Genomic DNA, 18,896 nt, shown 5'->3' on the forward strand with positions numbered 1-18,896 from the left:
CGGCCCTTCCAGGTGGGCGACCGGCCTCGCGATCTGCACATCACCCTGCGCCGGGACGACGCGCGGACCACGCACTTCGAGGTCTTCGCACCGGTGTCGGACGCCGACGGCGAGGCCACGGCTCCGGCCGTCCACAGCGAGGGCTCGGTCGTCCCGCTCGCGGAAGCCGCGGTGGACCACATCGACCTTGCCCGGCTCCGCGGCGAGTGCGGCGCCCGCGAGCTGGACGCCGCGCAGGTCTACGCCGCGTTCGAGGCCGCAGGCATCGAGTACGGCGACTCGTTCCGCTGCGTCGAACGGATCCTGGTCGGCGACGGCCAGGCACTGGCACGTCTCGTGCTGCCCGCCACCGCGCAGCCGATCCCGGACGGCTACCTGCTGCACCCGGGGCTCACGGACGCGGCCCTGCAGGCCGCGATGGGAGTGCTGTGGAACGCCGCGGGAACCTCACGTCCCCTGCTGCCGTTCGCTGTGGAACGCGTCGAGGTGCTCCGTCCCCTGGAGCGCACCATGTGGGTCTGGGTCCGCGAGGACGTGGACGGGCCGTCCGACGGGTCTGCCCGCCGCCTGGACCTCGACCTCTGCGACGACACGGGTCGCGTCCACGTGCGGATGAGGGGCTTCTCGGTCCGGGCCGCGGCCGGCGGCGCGGCGGAGGAGAAAGGCATCCTGCTGTTCCCGCGCTGGCAGAAGCACGAGCTGCCGAAACCCGCGCGGAGCACGGGTGGTCCGCAGCACGTGCTGGTCTGCGTGGAACAAGGGGGCCTCGCGGACGCGATGGCCTCGGACCCGAAGTGCGAGGTGCTGGTCCTCACCTCGCGGGCGACCACTGATGACGGCCGCTACGCCGACTACGCGCTGCAGGTCTTCGAAAAGACGAAGGCGATCCTGCGCGACAGGCCGCGGGCCGAGACGCTCGTGCAGGTCGTGGTGCCGGACCGGCCGGAGGCGACGGCCCTGTCGGGCCTCGGCGCGTTGGTGTGGAGCGCGCGCCAGGAGAACCCGGGGATCTCGGGGCAGGTGGTCATCGTGGACGACTACGGCGACGTGGCCGCCCTGCGGGCACGTCTCGCGGCCGAGCGGCTGCGCCCCGAGGATGCGAGGGTCCGGTACCGGGGTGGGCGGCGCGAAGTGGTCGTGTGGGACGAGGAACCCGCGGCGGACCGGCCCCGTTCCCCGTGGCGGACCGGGGGTGTCTACCTGATCACCGGCGGCCTCGGTGGCCTCGGACGCATCTTCGCCGAGGAGATCGCCGGGCAGGTCGACGATGTCACCCTCGTGCTGACCGGTCGCTCTCCCGAGACCGAGCGGTCGCGCCGGTTCCTGGCGGAGCTGCGGGCGTCGGGGGCGCGGGCGTCCTACACGCGGCTCGACGTCACCGATCGGGTCGGCGTCGAGGCTCTGGTCGCCGCCACCCTGCGTGACGCGGGGCGCCTCGACGGCATCCTCCACAGCGCGGGGGTGAGGGAGGACAACTTCATCCTCAAGAAGTCCGGCGAGGAGTTCACCCGCGTACTGCCGCCCAAGGTGAGCGGCACGGTCAACCTGGATGAGGCGACCCGGGACGTGGACCTCGACTTCTTCGTGATGTTCTCCTCCGGTGCCGCGGTGACCGGAAACATGGGCCAGGCCGACTACGCGACCGCGAACGCGTTCATGGACGCCTACGCCGAGTACCGGCAGCATCTGGGGGCTCTCGGCGCGCGTCGCGGCCGCACGGTGTCCATCAACTGGTCGCTGTGGGCCGAGGGCGGGATGCGTCCCGACGCCACCAGCGAGGCGACTCTCCGCGAGCGCTTCGGGATCACCCCGCTGCGCCGCGAGGCGGGACTCGAAGCCTTCGCGCGATGCCTGCGGACGAGCCACCACCAAGTGCTCGTCGTCGCGGGGGACGTGGCGGCCTTCCGAAGCGCACTCAAGGCACAGCACCCGAGGGAAGACATGCGACCTATGAGCGCCGAGAGCAGGACGGCAACACCGACGCCGCAGGACGACGGCCTGGAACCGGCGGCGGTGAACTACATCAAGTCGCTGCTCGCGACGGCCCTGAAGGTGCCGTGGCAGCGCATCGAGGCCGACCTCCCGATGGAGCGCTACGGCATCGACTCCGTGATGGCGCTGACCATGACCGCCAGGCTGGAGGAGGTCTTCGGGCGCCTGCCGAAGACGCTCTTCTTCGAGTACCAGAACATCACGGCCCTGGCCGGGTACTTCCTCGCCGTGCACGAGGCCCGCTTGCGGGAGCTGCTGAGGGCCGACGCCACCACGGCCGCGACCGGGACGCCGGCGTCCGAGCCCGCACCGCGGACGGCGGTCACCACGGTGCCCGCGGCCACTTCGCCCGCGGCCGTTGCGGCGCCGGTCGGGTCGGCGGCTGCCGTTCCGCCCGCCGCCGACATCGCGATCATCGGCCTTGGCGGGCGCTACCCGCAGGCCGGCAACCTGCGCGAGTTCTGGCGCAACCTGTCCGAGGGCAGGGACAGCATCATCGAGGTCCCCCACGACCGTTGGGACCACAGCCTCTACCTCGACCCGGACGGCTCGAAGCCGGGCAAGACGTACTGCAAGTGGGGCGGGTTCCTCGACGACGTCGACCGGTTCGACCCCCAGTTCTTCAACATCTCGCCCCGCGAGGCGGAGGTGGTCGACCCTCAGGAGCGCCTGTTCCTGGAGTGCGTGTACGAGACGCTTCAGGACGCCGGGTACACGCGGCAGGCCCTGCGCGAGTACCGCTCGAACGGCGTCGACGGCAACGTCGGCCTATTCGTGGGTGTGATGTACGACGAGTACCAGCTCTACGGGGCCGGCCAGCAGGGGCCGGACCGCGCCCAGGTGATACCGGGCAACTCGGCCTCGATCGCCAACCGTGTCTCGTACTTCTGCGACTGGCACGGGCCGAGCGTCACGGTGAAGACGATGTGCTCGTCGTCGCTGACGGCACTGCACCTGGCGTGCCAGAGCTTGCGGCTCGGCGACTGCGAGGTGGCGGTCGCGGGCGGTGTCAACCTGTCGCTGCACCCCGCCAAGTACCTGCTACTCGGGCAGACCGGGTTCGCGTCGAGCAGGGGGATGTGCGAGAGCTTCGGCAGCGGCGGTGACGGCTACGTGCCGGGAGAGGGCGTGGGCGCCGTACTGCTCAAGCCGCTCGACCGGGCCATCGCCGACAACGACCGGATCTACGGGGTCATCAAGTCCACCGCGGTCAACCACGGGGGCAGGACCAACGGTTACACGGTCCCCAACCCCAACGCCCAGGCCGCCACGATCGCGTCCGCCCTGGACAAGGCGGGTGTCGACGCCCGCACCGTGAGCTACGTCGAGGCGCACGGCACCGGGACCGAACTCGGTGACCCCATCGAGATCGCCGGCCTGACCAAGGCGTTCGCACGGCACACCGACGACCGCCAGTTCTGCGCGATCGGCTCGGTGAAGAGCAACATCGGGCACTGCGAGAGCGCGGCGGGGATCTCCGCGCTGACCAAGGTCCTGTTGCAGCTCCAGCACCGCAGGCTGGTGCCGTCGCTGCACGCGGAAGTGCTCAACCCGCATATCGACTTCGCCGAGACGCCCTTCCAGGTGCAGCGCGAGTCCGCGGAGTGGAAGCGGCCGACGGTCACCACGGCCGACGGCGAGACACGGGAGTACCCGCGCATCGCGGGCATCTCGTCCTTCGGCGCCGGCGGCTCGAACTCGCACGTCATCGTGTCGGAGTACGTCCCGGCGGACAGGCCCGCCCCGGAACCGACGGCGGACCCGCTGTCGTCCGTCGTGGTCGTGTCCGCGAGGACCGCCGAACAGCTGCGGGCGTACGCCCAGCGGCTGCTCGACTGGGCCGACGAGGAACAGATCATCGACGCCGACCTGCCCGACATCGCGTTCACGTTGCAGGTGGGACGTGAACACATGGACGAGCGGCTGGCGTTCATCGCCGGCTCCGTGTCGGAGTTCCTCGCCGGGCTGCGCGCCCACGTCGAGGGCGGCGAGGCCGCCGGGCTGTACCGGGGCAAGGCCCAGCGCTCGACGGCCGCCGTGTCGTCGCTGTTCGAGGACGAGGATCTGACCGGTGTCGTCGACGCCTGGCTCCGCAAGCGCAAGCTCGGCAAACTCCTGGAGCTGTGGGTCAATGGGCTGAGCCTCGACTGGCGCAGCTGCTACGCGACCCCGCCGCGCCGCGTCGCGCTGCCGACCTACCCCTTCGCGCGCAAGCGGTCCTGGTTCCCGGGGAGCACCCGTCCGGAGAGCGCGGTGGACGACACCCCGCCGCGTGCCGTGCCCAAGCCTTCCGCGGTGGCGGAGGAGGCACCGAAGGCGAAGGCGGCCGAGCCGGCCCGCACCACGCCGTCCATGGGCGCGGCCGTGGCGTCGAAACCACGGGGCATCGGTCTCGCACCGCTCAGCGGCGCGGTGCGGAGCCCCAAGACGGTCGAGGTGCAAGCGCCCGTGCGGCGTCCCGCGCCGTCCGTGACCCTCACCGCCGCGGACGCGATCCCCGACAGGACCACCGAACGCGCCCCGGCCCGACCGGAGGCTCCGGTCCCGAGCCCGGACGAGGAGACGCTCGTCGCGGAGCTGACCACGCTCCTCGCCCAGGCCCTGTACCTGGCCGAGGAGGAGGTCGACCCGGAGGTGAACTTCACCGACCTCGGCCTGGACTCCATCGTCGGCGTGGAGTGGATCAAGGCCGTCAACAAGCGGTACGGCATCACCCTGCAGGCCACCAGGCTCTACGACACACCCACCGTCACCGGGCTGGCCGCTCACCTCAAGACCTTGCTGCCCACCGCTCAGGAGCGGCCGCAGGTCCGGGTCGAGCAGCCCGCGGAGACGACGGCGGACGATGTCGTCGAGGAGCCGGTCGCGGTCGTCGACGAGGGGGAACCCGCCCTCGACGAGGATCAGGTGCGGGCCGAACTCCTCAGCAGCCTCGCCGAGGCCCTGTACCTGTCGGTGGGCGAGCTTGACCTGGACCGCAACTTCACCGAATTCGGTCTGGACTCGATCGTCGGCGTGGAGTGGATCAAGGCGATCAACAAGCAGTACGGCATCACCCTCCAGGCCACCAAGCTCTACGACTACCCGTCTGTCCCTGAACTCGCCGCCCGCGTCGTCGCGGAGGTCGGAAAGACAGGCGCCCCCGTGCAGCCCCACGGGCTGACGACCCCTGCCGCCGTGCCTGCTCAAGCCGTCGTGCCCGCTCAGGTCGCCGTGCCCGCTCCGGCCCCCGTCCACGAGCCGGTCCCCGCGCGCGAGTCGCGCGAGTCGGTGGTGGAGCCGGAACCCGTCGTGGTCCCCGCGCCCGCGCGGACCCGGCCCGCCGCCCGCGCTGACGCGATCGCCGTCGTGGGCATGGCGGGCAAGTACCCGCTCGCCGACAACCTGGACGACTACTGGGACAACCTCGCGAAAGGGCGCGACTGCGTTCGGGAGATCCCGGAATCCCGGTGGGACGTCGCCCAGTACTACGACCCGAGGCCGAACCAGCCCGGCAAGGTCTACTGCAAGTGGATGGGGCTGCTCGACGACGTCGACGTCTTCGACCCGCTGTTCTTCGGCATCCCGCCGGCCGAGGCCGAGGCGATGGACCCGCAGCAGCGCCTCTTCCTGCAGGAGGCCTACCACGCGTTCGAGGACGCGGGGTACAACGTCCAGGCGCTGAGCGGGCAGAAGTGCGGCGTCTACCTGGGGATCATGAGCAACGAGTACAGCGCGCTCATGCGGGAGCAGGGCGGCGACGCGAGTTCGGCCACCAGCAACAGCAACGCCATCACGGCCGCGCGCATCGCCTACATCCTCAACCTCAAGGGCCCGGCCATCGCCCTCGACACGGCCTGCTCGTCCTCGCTCGTCGGCACCCACCTCGCGGCCCAGGCACTGCGCAGCGGTGAGATCGACATGGCGCTGGTGGGCGGAGTCACCCTCTACCTGACCGCGGAGTCCTACATCAGCATGTGCGGTGCGGGGATGCTGGCGCCGGACGGCAGGTGCAAGACCTTCGACAACACCGCCGACGGGTTCGTGCCGGGCGAGGGCGTGGGCGCGCTCGTCCTCAAGCGGCTCGTGGACGCCGAGCGCGACGGGGACAGCATCCACGGCATCATCACCGGCTCCGGCATCAACCAGGACGGGCGGACCAACGGCATCACCGCACCGAACGCCGCCAGCCAGCGGGAACTCCAGCACGACGTGTACGAGCGGTACGGCGTGGACCCCGGTGGCATCAGCTACGTCGAGATGCACGGAACGGGCACCAAACTCGGCGACCCCATCGAACTGGAGGCCTTGGCCTCGGTATACCGGGAGCGGACCGACAAGGTCGGCTACTGCGCCATCGGTTCGGTCAAGAGCAACGTGGGGCACACGTCGGCGGCCGCGGGTGTGGCCGCCCTCCAGAAGACGCTGCTCTGCATGAAGCACAAGCAGCTGGTGCCGACGCTGCACTTCAACTCCCCCAACGAGCACTTCGACTTCGAGAAGTCGCCGTTCTACGTCAACACCGAGTTGGCGCCGTGGCAGGTGGGCTCCGGCGAGACCCGTCGCGCTGCCGTGAGTTCCTTCGGCTTCAGCGGCACGAACGCCCACCTGGTGCTGGAGGAGTACGACCGCGGTGACGAGGACACCGAGCAGGCGGTGACCGCCGGGACGTCGGTCTTCGTCCTGTCGGCGAAGGGCGAGGAGCAGCTCAGGACCGTCGCCGAGCGGATGAAGGACCACGTTGAAGCGCACCCGTCCGTGCCCTTGCGGAACTTGGCGTACTCACTCCAGACAGGGCGTGAACCGATGACGTGGCGGCTGGCCTTCGTCGCCGCGACGCGCGGGGAGTTCGTGGAGAAGGTGACGCGGTACCTCGCGGGTGGCCCGGCGGAAGACCTGTTCACCGGCCGGGTCAGGACCCGCCGGGTCAAGGACGCGTCCGCCGCCGGGAAGGAGCTGGTCGTACCCGCGGGCGGTGTGTTGACCATGACCACCGCGGCGGGCGAGGAACTCGCGGACCGCTGGGTTCGGGGAACTTCGGTCGACTGGACCCTCCTCTACCCGCAGGGCAACCCCCGCCGCGTACCGCTGCCCGCCTACCCCTTCGCGCGTGAGCGCTACTGGCCCGGCCTGACTGCCGAGGCCCCCGCCGCCACGCCTGTGGTGAAGCCTGTGGCCGAGGACACCACCTCGGGCACGAACGTCCTGCTGAAGCCCGTCTGGGACGTGGTGTCCAGGCCCGAACCGGTGGTCCCGACCACCCCGTCCGGCCGGGTCGTCGTGATCGGCGGGAACGAGCAGTGGGAGCGGATCCGCTCCGGTCTGCCCGGCGCCGAGCGGTTCCACGTCGGCGCCGCCGACACCGTGGAGACGCTTGCGGAAAGACTCCCGGCGCAGGACGGCCCGATCGACCACATCATCTGGGCCCCGGCCCCGGCCCCGGCCCCGGCCGAGGTCGCGGGAGGAGTCGACGACGCACTGGTCGAGGCGCAGGAAGGCGGCCTCTACGCGTGCTTCCGTACGCTGAAGGCATTGCTGCGCTCGGGGTACGGCAAGCGCCCGCTCGAGGTGACCGTCCTGACGGAACGCAGCCAGCGGGCGCGGCGGGGCGACACCGTGGACCCGACCCACTCCGGTGTGCACGGCCTGATGGGCTCCGCGGCCAAGGAGTACCCCGGCTGGAACGTCCGGCTGGTCGACCTGGAGGACGTGAACGACCCGCCGCTGGCGGAGATTTGGGCCCTGCCCCAGGTCGAACGCGGCAGCATCTGGGCGCGACGCCGGAAGCGTTGGTACCGGCAGGTACTCGTACCACTGCAGGGCACGTCCCAGGAGTCCCCGGGCCGTCCGGTGTACCGCCAAGGAGGCACCTACGTCGTGATCGGCGGTGCCGGTGGTATCGGCGAGGCATGGACGGAACACCTGATCCGCACCTACGGCGCCCACGTCGTCTGGATCGGCAGGCGGGAGGAGGACGCCTCGATCCGCGAAAAGCTGCGCAGGATGGGGGAGTTGGGACCCACGCCCCGATACGTGCGAGCCGACGCGGCCGATCGACAGTCGCTGCAGCGCGCCTACGAGCACATCAAGCGGAGCCACGCGGTTGTTCACGGTGTGGTCCACTCCGCGATCGTCCTCCAGGACCAGAGCATCGAGCGGATGGACGAGGAACGCTTCCGCGCGGCCGTCATGGCCAAGATCGACGTCAGCGTGCGGATGACGCAGGTGTTCGGGGGTGAGCCTCTGGACTTCATGCTGTTCTTCTCCTCGATGAACTCGTTCATGAAGGCGCCCGGACAGAGCAACTACGTTGCCGGCTCGGTGTTTGAGGACTCCTACGCACACAGCCTGGCCGGGACCGCGTCGATCCCTGCCAAGATCATGAACTGGGGCTACTGGGGTAGTGTCGGCGTCGTCGCCACCCCCGAGTACCAAGAGCGCATGGGCAGGGCGGGAGCGGGCTCGATCGCACCCGCCGACGGCATGTCCGCTCTCGACGTTCTTCTCGGCGGGGGATTCGACCAACTCGGCTTGGTCAAGGACAAGGGGGGGATCGCGTAAATGTGGAGCATAACCCGCAACGAGACCATCACCACGGCCCGGACCGGCACCCCGGTGCCACTGGCCCGGCTGTGCCGGGACATCGCGGCCGGCGCGGATGTCCCCCTCACCGCGACTCCCGGGGACGCGGACGCGCTCATCGACGAGGACCTGCTCAGCCGGCTCCTGCTCGGTCAGTTGCGCAGCGCCGGACTGTTCGCGGGCGGCGACGCTCCCGCGCTCGACGAGGCGATCGCGGGGCTCCCCGTCGGTGAGGAGTTGCGCCGCTGGGTCCGCGAATCGGTGCGACAGCTCCTGACGCGCGGTCACCTCCACGGCGATTCGGCCCACCCGCGACCGAGCGGCGCGGAGAACAGCCGTGACCTGTGGGCGGAATGGGAGGCACGGAGCGCGCGTTGGGCCCGCCACGCGGACCTGCGCGCTCAGGTCGTGCTCCTCGACGCCACGCTCCGGGCACTGCCGCGGATCCTCACCGGCGCCGTTCCCGCCACCGATGTCCTGTTCCCCAACTCCTCGTTGGAGCTGGTCGAGGGGATCTACAAGGGCAACCCCGTCACCGACGTGTTCAACGGTGTCCTGGCCGACACCGCGGCCGCAGTCGTGCGCGCCATAGTGCACAGCGACCGACAGGCCCGGATCAGGATCCTCGAGATCGGTGCGGGCACGGGCGGCGGCAGCCTGAAGGTCTTCCAACGGCTGGAGCCGTTCGCGTCCCACGTGGAGACCTACTGCTACACCGACTTGTCGCGGTCGTTCCTCATGCATGCCGAGCAGGAGTACGGACCGAGCTACCCGTACCTGGACTACCGTCTGCTCGATATCGAGAAGCCACCGGCCGCCCAGGGCGTCACGCTCGGCAGCTTCGACCTCGTGCTGGCCACGAACGTCCTGCACGCCACGCGGGACATCCGCAGGACGCTGCGCAACGCGAAGGCGGCGCTCAAGGAGAACGGCGTTCTGCTCGCCAACGAGATATCGGCCAACTCGCTTTTCACCCACCTGACGTTCGGCCTGCTGACGGGGTGGTGGCTGTACGAGGACGCCGAGTTACGCCTCCCGGGCTGCCCGGGCCTGTCCCCGCAGTCCTGGTCGGAGGTGCTCGAGGACGAGGGCTTCGACCCCGTGTCGTTCCCGGCGGCGGGCCTGCACGACCTCGGGTACCAGATCCTCGCCGCGCAGAGCGACGGCTTGATCCGGCAGGAGGCCGAGCACGAAACCGATGCCCAGCAGGATGACAAGAGCCCTCAGGCCGCTGGAGCGGCGCGACCCGCGCCACGGCGGGAGAGCTCCGCGCGTGGGGCGTCGGTGTCCGACGACGCGCTGGAGCAGCACGTCAAGGACGTCGTCTTCGACCAGCTCGCACAGGCCCTCAAGGTCGACAGGGCCCGGATCGACGCCGACGACGCCTTCATGGACTACGGCGTCGACTCCATCCTCGGTGTCCGGCTGATCCACGAGATCAACGAGCGGCTCGGCGTCGACCTGGCCACCACCGACCTGTTCGACCACCCCTCGGTCCGGCAGCTGACGGGGCACATCCTCGACGAGCACCGGGCGCAGGCCGTCGCCTCGCTGCCGGTAGGGCCGGTGACCGCCACCGTCGAGCCCGAGACGCTCCCGTCAGAGCGCGCACCGGTCGGCGCGGACTCCGGCGGTGCGGTTCCGGTTCTGGTCGGCGCCGCCCCGACGGAGGCCGTGCGGGCGCCCGGCGGGGACCGGGAACCGATCGCGATCGTCGGCATGAGCGGCAGGTTCGGCGGCTCGCCCGACGTCGAGGAGCTGTGGGAGCACCTGGTGCGAGGGGACGACCTCGTCGAGGAGGTCACCCGCTGGCAGCTGCCGGACCCGCCCGCGGGTGCCCCGGTGTGCGGACACGGCAGCTTCATCGACGACCACGACCGGTTCGACCCGGCCTTCTTCAACCTCTCCGGGGTCGAGGCCACCTACATGGACCCCCAGCAGCGCGTGTTCCTCGAAGAGGCGTGGAAGACGCTGGAGGACGCGGGCTACGCCGGGTCCGCCACCCGGGGCAGGCGCTGCGGGGTGTACGTCGGCTGCCAGGACAGCGGGTACACCGCGCTCTTCGGCGACGAGGTCCCGGCGCCGGCCATGTGGGGCAACGCGCTCTCGGCCCTGCCCGCGCGCATCTCCTACCACCTCGACCTGCAGGGCCCTGCGGTCGCTGTGGACACCGCGTGCTCCAGCTCGCTGGTCGCCATCCACCTTGCCTGCCAGGGACTTTGGGGCGGTGAGACGGAGATGGCACTCGCGGGTGGGGTCTCTGTCCAGTGCACGCCGCAGTTCTACCGGCTCGCGGGCCAGGCGGGAATGCTCTCCCCGAGCGGTCGCTGCCACACCTTCGACGACCGCGCCGACGGGTTCGTGCCGGGCGAGGGCGTCGGGGTGGTCCTTCTCAAGAGGCTCGGCGACGCCCTCGCGGACGGGGACCACATCCACGGCGTCATCAGCGGTTCCGGGATCAACCAGGACGGTGCGTCCAACGGCATCACCGCGCCGAGCGCCAAGTCCCAGGAACGCCTGGAGACTTCCGTCTACGACGCGTTCGGGATCGACCCCGCGGGCATTCAGCTGGTCGAGGCGCACGGCACGGGCACCAAGCTCGGCGACCCCATCGAGTACCACGCGCTGAAGCGGGCCTTCGGCCGCTACACCGACCGACGGGAGTTCTGCGCGCTGGGCTCCATCAAGTCCAACCTCGGGCACACCACCACCGCCGCCGGGGTCGCCGGGGTCATCAAGATCCTGCTCGCGCTGCGGCACCGGCGCATCCCGCCCTCGATCAACTTCGAAGTGGGGAACTCCCACATCGACTTCACCGACAGCCCTTTCTACGTCAACACGGCGGACCGCCCCTGGGAGGCGGGCACGGACGGGCAGCGCCGTGCCGCCGTCAGCTCGTTCGGCGTCAGCGGGACCAACGCCCACATGGTGATCGAAGAGGCACCGCACCGAGCCCACCGCGCGGCCGCGTACCCGGCCCACCTCGTCACGTTGTCCGCGGACACCGCGGAGCAGCTGCGCGAGCAGGCCGAACGGCTGGTCGCGCACTGCGTGGCGCACCCCGGGCTCGACCTGGGCGACGTGAGCTTCACCCTGCTGCTCGGGCGCAAGCACCTCCCGCACCGCCTGGCCTGCGTGGCGCGCGACCAGGACGAGGTCGTCCACGCGCTGCGGCAGTGGCTGGCCACCGGAGGGAGCCCGCACGTGCACGTCGGCGAGCCCGCCGAGCGGCAGGGCGAGCGGGCCTCGCTGAAGGGCTTCGGCAACGACTGCGTCCACCGGTCGGTGTCGGCCACCGATGCCGAACCCCGTACCGAGCTGCTGTCGACGGTCGCCGACCTCTACGCGCAGGGCTACGACCTCGACTACGCGGGGCTGTTCGCCGGGCAGCGGCCCACGCGGGTGCCGCTGCCGACCTACCCGTTCGCGCGTGACCGCTACTGGGTGCCTACGGCACGGCGCTCGACGGTGCTCGGACCGACGTCGGCACCGCATCCGCTGCTGTACGTCAACGCCTCGACTCTCCGTTCGCAACGCTACGAGTCCACGTTCACCGGCCGCGAGTACTTCCTCACCGATCATGTGGTGAAGGGGCAGAAGGTCCTGCCGGGCGTCGCCTGCCTGGAGATGGCCAGGGCGGCCGCCGAACTGGCCGAGCCGGACCGGGACTTGCCGGGGATCACGCTGCGCAACGTCGTGTGGGCGCGCCCCGTGGTGGTCGGTGGCAACCCGGTGGCGCTCGCCACGACGCTCACCCCCGCCAACCAGGACGAGTTCGACTTCGCGATCACCGGCGCGGACGCAGTCGTGCACAGCCGAGGACAGGTGATCCGGAAGTCCGGCATCCCGGCCACGCTCGACGTCGAGCGCGTCAGGGCCGCGTGCGACCGCGCCGAACTCGACGCCGCGCAGCTGTACCCGCTGTACGAGCGCATCGGCTTCGAGTACGGCCCCGCACACCGCGGTGTCGAGCGCCTGCACATCGGCCGGGACGAGGTCCTGGTGCGGCTGTCGCAGCCCGCCTCGGTGCGCGACACCCTGGACGCGTTCGTGCTGCACCCCAGCCTGCTCGACTCGATGCTGCAGGGTTCCCTGGGCATGGGGGCGGCGTCCGCGCGGGAGTCCGCCCTGGACGTCTCCGGGATGAAACCGTCGCTGCCGTTCGCACTGGACGAGCTGGAGATCCTCGGCCCGTGCACGCAGAACATGTGGGCGTGGATCCGCTACAGCCCGGGCACGGTGAAGGACGGCAGGGTCTTCAAGCTCGACATCGACCTCTGCGACGAGCAGGGCTCGGTGCGCGCCCGAGTGAAGGGCATTTCCTACCGCGTTCTCGACGAGGCACCCGGCGACACGTGTGTCACCTTCCTCCCCGTGTGGGAGAGGACAGCGCAGGTCGCCGCGGAGACGGAGCCCTCGCGGCATGTCGTGCTGCTGTGCGACATGCCCGAGCTGGCCGACGCGTTCGAGGCCCGGTGCCCGTCCGTCGAGGTGCTGCGCCTGACCTCCGCCGAGATCGGGACGGCGGAGCGGTTCACCGAATACGTCGTCCAGGCGCTCGACCACGTCCAGCGCGTCCTGCCCGGCTCGGGGCGGCAGCCCGTGCTGGTGCAGCTCGTCGTCCCGGAGGACGGTGACCCGGCACTGGCGCTGGGCCTGCTCGGACTGCTGAAGTCCGCGCGGGCGGAGGACCCCGCCCTGCTGATCCAAGCCGTACTCGTCGACGCGGGCGACAGCGCCGACCACCTGGTCTCCCAGGTGGTCGCGGGCGGCCGGCGCGCCGACGGCGACTGCGTCCGCTTCCGCGGTGCCGAGGTCGAGGCGCTGACCTGGGCCGAGCACAAGGCGCCGCCGGAGCGACGGGTCCCGTGGAAGAGCGGTGGCGTCTACCTGGTCACGGGCGGACTCGGGGGCATCGGCACGCTCGTCGTGGCGGACATGGTCGCCGAGGCCGGGAACGTCACCATCGTCCTGGCGGGCCGGTCACCGCTGCGCCCGGAGCAGGAAGCGCTCCTCGCGCAGTGGCGGGGGCAGGGGGCGGACGTGCGCCACTCCCGCGTCGACGTCAGCGACGCCGCGGCCGTCAAGGCCCTGGTCGACGGGATCGTCCGGGACCACGGCGCCCTGCACGGTGTCATCCACGGCGCCGGGGTCGTCAAGGACAACTTCGTCGGGCGGAAGACGCCGCAGGAGTGCCGCGAGGTCCTCGCGCCGAAGGCGGCGGGCGTGGTGAACCTGGACGAGGCCAGCAAGGACCTTCCGCTGGACTTCTTCGTCACGTTCTCGGCCGCGGCCGGAGTTTTCGGCAACACCGGCCAGGCCGACTACGCCGCCGCCAACGCCTTCCTGGACGCCTTCGCGCACCACCGGCGCGGCCTCGTGGAGCAGGGACTGCGGTCGGGGGCCGGCGTGTCCGTCGACTGGCCGTTGTGGGCCGAGGGCGGGATGCGCGTCGACGAGCACACCGAGTCGGTGATGCGCGAGCGGCTGGGCATGACGCCCATGCCGACCGCGATGGGCATCCAGGCGCTCTACGCGGCCCTCGACGCCGCCCACACCCAGGTCCTGGTCATCGCGGGCGACGCCACGAGGATCAGGCAGACGGTGCTGCGCGAGGACCCACGGCCGGAGCGGGTACCCGCGCTCCCGACCGCGGAACGTCCTCACGCCGCCGCCGATCGCGCCGCCGCCGATCGCGCCGCCGCCGATCGCGCCGCCGCCGATCGCGCCGCCGCCGATCGCGCCGCCGCCGATCGCGGCGCCGCTCACCCCAAAGTGGTCGGGTACCTGCGCACCGTCATCTCGGAGGCCATCCAGGTCCCGGCGCACCGCCTCGACGCGGCCGCGCCCTTCGAGCGGTACGGCATCGACTCGGTGCTGGCGTTGACCATCACCGACCGGCTGGAAGCCGACTTCGGCTCGCTGCCCAAGACGCTGCTGTTCGAGCACCAGTGCATCGACGACCTCGGCCGATACCTCCTCGCCGCGCACACGGACGCGCTGCGGTCGGTCCTGGGCATCGGTGCCGAACCGGAGCAGCCGGCCGCGGCACCGCCCGTGCAGGCGCACACCGCGCCCGAGCTCCCCGAACACCTCTTACGTCCGGCCGAACCCCGCGACGACGAGGCGATCGCGGTCATCGGACTCGCGGGCCGCTACCCCGGGGCCGCAGACCTGGGCGAGCTGTGGGAGAACCTGGTCACCGCCCGCGACGGCGTCACGGAGGTGCCCGCGGACCGCTGGGACCAGGCGCGGGTCACCGGCGAGCCGGGCGAAGTCCCCCAGTGGGGCGGCTTCCTCGACTCCGTCGCCGACTTCGACGCGCTGTTGTTCAACGTCGCGCCCAGCGAGGCAGCGATCATGGACCCGCAGACCCGGCTGTTCCTCGAGTGCGTGTGGACGCTGCTGGAAAGCTCCGGGTACACGCGGGAGAGGCTGCGGATCAGGCACGGCGGCCGGGTCGGGGTCTACGTCGGCACCATGTACCAGCAGTACCAATTGCTGTCGTCCGACGTCGTCCACGAGTCCATCACGTCGGTGGTGTCCGGCAGCGCCGTCGCGAACCGCGTCTCGCACTTCTTCGACCTTCGAGGGCCGAGCATGGCGGTCGACACCACGTGCTCCTCGTCGCTGGTGGCCATCCACATGGCGTGCGAGGAACTGCGCCGGGGCGGCAGCGAGCTGATGATCGTGGGCGGGGTCAACCTCTCGCTCCACCCCAAGAAGTACCTGGGCCTGCGCATGACGGGCCTGATGGGCAGCAGCCCGGACAGCAGGGCGTTCCTCGACGGCGACGGGTTCGTCCCCGCGGAAGGCGTCGGCTCCGTCCTGCTCAAGCCCCTGTCCCGTGCCGTCAGCGACGGGGACGAGGTCCTGGCGGTGATCAGGTCGAGCGCGGTGAACCACAAGGGCCGCACGAACGGCCCCATGGTGCCCAGCGTCGAGCAGCAGGAAGAACTGGTGGAGGAGAACCTGCGCAGGGCAGGGGTGCACCCACGCACCGTCAGCTACGTCGAGGCATCCGCCAACGGCTCGTCGCTGGGCGACGCCATCGAGTTCGCGGCGCTCAAGAACGTCTTCGGCAGGCACACGCCGGACGAGGGGTTCTGCGCCTTGGGGACGGTCAAGTCCACGCTCGGCAACCTCGAAGCGGCGTCGGGCGTCGCCCAACTCAGCAAGGTCGCCCTGCAGATGCGGCACGGCGAGCTCACCCCGCCGCTGCGGCGCGGCAGGCTCAACCCCGGCCTGGAGTTCGGCGGGACCGCGTTCTACCTGCCGGAGCAGGCCACTCGGTGGGACCGGCCCGTGGTCGAGATCGACGGGGTGCGACGGGAGTACCCGAGGCGCGCGACCATCAGCGCCTTCGGGGCGGGTGGGACCAACGCGCACCTGGTCGTCGAGGAGCACCTCCCCGAAGCCGACAGGCCGGTACCCGCCGAGGACGTGACGGCGCCGCGGATCGTGGTCCTCTCGGCCCGCACCGCGGACCGGCTGCGGGTCCACGCCCGCCGGGTGCTGGACTTCGTGAGGACGCACGACGGGGTGTCCCTCGCCGATCTCGCGTACACGCTCCAGAGCGGACGCGAGGCCATGGAACACCGGTTGGCCCTGGTCGCCGAGCACGTGAAGCAAGTCGTCGAGGGCCTGGAGCACTATCTGCGGGACGACGCGGCACAGACGGCGCCGATCCCGCTCTTCACCGGCGACACCAGGCGCGACGGTGCGGACGTCGGCGCGCTGCTGACCGGGTCGGCCGGTGACGCGCTCCTCCAGCAGCTCCTCGTCGAGAACCGGCCGGAGGGCGTCGCCCTGTTCTGGGCTCGGGGAGGAGAGGTGCCCTGGGACCGCGTCCCGGGCGCGGGCGGGGTTCGCAGGGTGGTGCAGGCGCTGCCCACCTACCCCTTCGACAGACAGCGGCACTGGGTCAACCCCGGCCGGGCGGACGGGACAGCGGCCGTGACGCCACCCATGGACGCTCCGGAACCGGCGCCGCGCCCCGCACCGGACGGGATCGCGGCCCTCGTCGCCGACCTGCTCGGCCTGCCCGCCGCGGACCTCGACCTCGACAGGCCACTGGAAGACCTCGGCTTCAGCTCCATCCTGGGGACCCAACTGCTGCAACGGGTCCAGCGGTTCGCCCCCGGGGCGAGCCTGCGGGAGCTGGCCGAGTGCCGGTCGACGCGGGACCTGGTGCGCCGGTTCGAGACCGGGCCCCGATCGGGTCCCGAGGCACCGGGTGAGATGCCGGAGGTCGTGCATCTCAACGGCAGCAGCCGGGGCAGGCCGGTCTTCTGGTTCCACGGCGGGCTCGGCGGCGTCGAGGCGTACGGCGCCATCGCCGACAGTGTCGAGCGGCCCTTCTACGGCATTCAGTCCCGGGGTTGGATGACCGACAGCGAACCGTTGACGGGCATCCGTGCGATGGCGGCCCACTACGCCGCCATCATCCGGGCCGTCCAGCCGGAGGGCCCGTACGACCTGGGCGGATACTCGCTCGGCGGAATGTTGGCCTACGAGGTCGCGCGGCAGTTGCAGGAGGAGGATTGCGCCGTCGAGACGATCACCATGCTGGACACGATGTACGGCGACGAGGTCAAGGACAGGACCATGTCGCGCAAGGACATGATCCTGCAGCTGGTGAACGCGCTGCTGCAGGCCGGGTCCAGGTCCGCGGACGCGCCCGCGCCGTTCATCGCGGGCTACGAGGTGGATCTGAGCCGCGACGCCGACGCCCTGCTGGACGAGTTGATCCCGCTCGCCCGGCAGCGGGGCCTGATCGGGCCGGCGGAGGCGGTGCGCGAACGCATCGAGCAGAACATCCGCGTCCTGGAGGCGTATCAGGTGCTGGACTACGAGGTGGAGCCGCTGCCCCGCCCCGAGTCGGTGACATGCTTCTACTTCCGTAACGGCAGCGGTCTCTTCTACGGTGATCTCGAGCCGGTGCTGTCCACCCAGGACGACGGCAAGGCGTTGGACCACGTCGAATACTGGGGGGAATGGGAGAAGCGGTTCCCCGACTTCCACCGGACCGATGTCGACTCGTCGAACCACTTCCTGATGCTCAGCGACGAGTCTTCGCTGTCAGCCATTCGCGCCTTCTGCAAGGTGTTCTACTCCAGCGGCCGGGAGAAGAACCGGATCACGAACGCCAAGAAGTGGGTGGGGCGCCGCCGCGCCAAGCGGCCGAATCCGGACCCGGTGAATACGCACACACGCCCCGATGGTGGCAAGAACAGAGAGGACTTGGCGTGAAGACGTTCGTTTTCCCTGGCCAGGGATCACAGAAGAAGACAATGGGGGGCAGTCTGTTCGACGAGTTCGAGTCGCTCACCCGGGCGGCCGACTCCATCCTGGGCTACTCCATCAAGGCACTGTGCCTCGAGGACTCGGACAACCGGCTGAACCGGACCGAGTTCACCCAGCCGGCTCTCTACGTCGTCAACGCGCTGTCGTACTACAAGAAGTTGCAGGAATCGGAGCGGGCGCCGGACTTCCTCGCCGGGCACAGCCTCGGCGAGTTCAACGCCCTGCTGGCGGCCGAGTGCTTCAGCTTCGAGACCGGACTGCGGCTGGTGCGCAAGCGGGGTGAGCTGATGGCCCAGGCGCCAAAGGGCGCGATGGCGGCCGTGCTCAACGCGTCGGCGCAGGAGATCCGGACCATCCTCGACGACAACGGCCTCGGGTCGATCGATCTGGCGAACTTCAACTCCGCGTCCCAGACAGTGATTTCGGGGCTGCCCGAGGACATCAAGGCGGCCCGGCCGCTTTTCCAGTCGGGCAATCACCTGTTCGCCCCGCTGAACACCAGTGGCGCCTTCCACTCCCGGTACATGGAGCCGGCGCGCCGGGAGTTCACGCGGTTCCTGGAGACCGTGACATTCTCCGCACAGAAGGTTCCGGTCATCTCGAACGTGACCGCCCGCCCTTACGAGGAGCACCGGATCAAGGAGCTCCTGGCCGATCAACTGACCAGCGCGGTGCGCTGGTCGGACAGTGTGCAGCACCTGCTCGGCCTAGGCGAGATGGAGTTCGAGGAGTTGGGGCACGGCAACGTCCTGACGAAACTGATCAACAAGATCCGCCGAGAGTCGCCGCACCCACCGCCGCGGCAGCCCGTCGTGGCCCAGCCGCCCCTGTCCGCACAGGAGTTGGTGCGGCAGTGGAACGAGCGCCATCCGGTCGGCACCCGGGTCCGGTCGAAGATCGGCGAATACCAGGACCTGGAGACCGCCACACCGGCTACGGTGTTATTCGGCCACCGGGCGGCGGTGTACATGATCGGTTATCGCGGATACTTTGACCTGACTGAGATCGAGTCTGCCAACTGATGTGGCGCGCCAAAG

General features: G+C 70.5%; 3 protein-coding genes (1 of these 3 running past the window's edge). All 3 read left to right on the forward strand.

Annotated elements, in window-relative coordinates; all coding sequences use genetic code 11:
- Tightly spaced (each overlapping or abutting the next), the 3 genes in view from AB0I77_RS14705 to fabD form a layout consistent with a single transcriptional unit that may run on beyond the window.
- Positions 1 to 8,532 carry the 3' end of an SDR family NAD(P)-dependent oxidoreductase gene (locus tag AB0I77_RS14705; RefSeq protein ID WP_363282904.1) on the forward strand. The gene continues 8,997 nt to the left of window position 1, outside the view, so only the last 8,532 of its 17,529 coding nucleotides appear in the window; its start codon lies off the left edge, out of view; its stop codon occupies positions 8,530 to 8,532.
- The gene (locus AB0I77_RS14710) at positions 8,533 to 17,805 is read left to right on the forward strand and encodes an SDR family NAD(P)-dependent oxidoreductase (RefSeq protein ID WP_363282905.1); all 9,273 of its coding nucleotides are present in this window, start codon (positions 8,533 to 8,535) and stop codon (positions 17,803 to 17,805) included.
- On the forward strand, positions 17,802 to 18,881 hold the full coding sequence (gene fabD, locus AB0I77_RS14715) for an ACP S-malonyltransferase (protein ID WP_363282906.1): 1,080 nt from the start codon (positions 17,802 to 17,804) through the stop codon (positions 18,879 to 18,881). Before AB0I77_RS14710 ends, fabD begins: the two co-directional genes overlap by 4 nt.
- The last annotated feature ends 15 nt before the right edge of the window (positions 18,882 to 18,896 follow it).

The organism is Streptomyces sp. NPDC050619 (assembly GCF_040654815.1).
In the GTDB taxonomy this organism is placed as follows: Bacteria; Actinomycetota; Actinomycetes; order Streptomycetales; family Streptomycetaceae; genus Streptomyces.

Excerpts from the sequence above, each read along its gene's own strand:
- AB0I77_RS14710 (WP_363282905.1), top strand. The coding sequence starts at position 8,533 with ATGTGGAGCATAACCCGCAACGAGACCATCACCACGGCCCGGACCGGC.